The organism is Acinetobacter sp. Ver3 (assembly GCF_000632455.1).
Lineage (GTDB): Bacteria > Pseudomonadota > Gammaproteobacteria > Pseudomonadales > Moraxellaceae > Acinetobacter.
In genome coordinates this window covers 1-1,309 of sequence record NZ_JFYL01000158.1, presented here as the reverse complement: position 1 = coordinate 1,309, position 1,309 = coordinate 1, and the positions used below count along the sequence as shown (strand labels likewise).

Annotated in this window: 1 protein-coding gene and 1 other annotated feature; the gene reads left to right on the top strand. The window is 40.6% G+C overall.

Annotation, left to right across the window (positions count from 1 at the left end; translation table 11 throughout):
- Positions 1-50: 50 nt before the first annotated feature.
- Positions 51-1,270 (top strand): IS3 family transposase gene (locus CL42_RS16105; RefSeq protein WP_139229541.1). Its coding sequence is split into 2 segments (ribosomal slippage): positions 51-327 and positions 327-1,270, totalling 1,221 coding nucleotides; the frame shifts between segments, so codons are not numbered across the junction.
- Positions 326-442, top strand: a sequence feature (AL1L pseudoknot). Its footprint overlaps the gene before it by 117 nt.
- Positions 1,271-1,309: the final 39 nt, after the last annotated feature.

Here is a 1,309-nt window from a genome sequence, read left to right as displayed (position 1 = left end):
TGAACCGTACCGGGTTTGTCGGAGAGTCAATATTCTGAGAGACTATCCCGATGACAAAATTAAAATATACCCCCGAAATTAGAGAAAGAGCGGTTCAATTACTAATTGAATCTGAAAAAGATTATCCATCGAATTGGGCTGCGATCACAGCTATTGCTCCTAAAATCGGTTGTACTCCTGAAACACTACGTGTTTGGTATCAAAAATATTTAGATAAACAAAATCCAGTTAAAGTACAGCAGCTTTCAGACCAAGAACGTATCAAACAACTCGAACGCGAAAATAAAGAACTGCAACGCGCCAATGAGATTCTACGTAAAGCAGCCGCTTTTTTCGCCCAGGCGGAGCTCGACCGCCCACACAAATAATGGTGGATTTTATCCATAATAATAAAGAGCTGTACGGAGTCGAGGCGATTTGTAGAATTTTACCGATCGCACCTTCAACCTATTACCGGACTCTAGATCTCTGCGAAAATCCAGAACATCGAGCGAAACGAGATTTACATGACTTGCATCATGCTGAGGAGATTAAGCGAATTTGGAAAGAAAGTTCAGGTCGATACGGTGTGCGTAAGGTCTGGCAACAACTGAAACGTGAAGGCTATATTATTGCACGCTGTACTGTTGCTCGATTAATGAAAAAGCTAGGTATACAAGGTGTTTGGCGAGGTAAGAATAAACAAACCACCCGTAACCGAGATGACCAAAAACGGGCAGATGATTTAGTGAAACGTAATTTTAATGCTGATCATCCTGACCAACTGTGGGTAAGTGACTTTACTTATATTCAAACAAATTCAGGCTGGATCTATACCGCCTTTATTATTGATGTGTTCTCACGAGCAATTGTTGGATGGAAAGTATCTACACGGATGAATACAGATATGGTGCTTGATGCATTAGAACAAGCATTGCATGATCGAGGTATGCCAAAGAATGTGATTCATCATTCCGATAGAGGTGTTCAATATCTTTCTATTCGCTATACCAATCGTTTAGAAGCTGCAAATTTACGAGCATCAGTCGGTACAACTGGTGATTCATACGATAATGCTTTGGCTGAAACGGTGAATGGCTTATACAAAACAGAGGTGATTGAATATTTAAAAGCAGATTGGCAAGGTTTAGCAGATGTACAACTTGCGACACTAAACTGGGTAGATTGGTTCAATAAAAAGCGTGTACACAGTGCACTGGGTTATGTATCGCCTTTTGAGTTTGAAGCAATGTACTATGATAAGATTAACCCGTTAGGTCAGGTGGCCTAACTTAAATGAAAAAGTCTCCGACAAACCCGGTACGGTTCA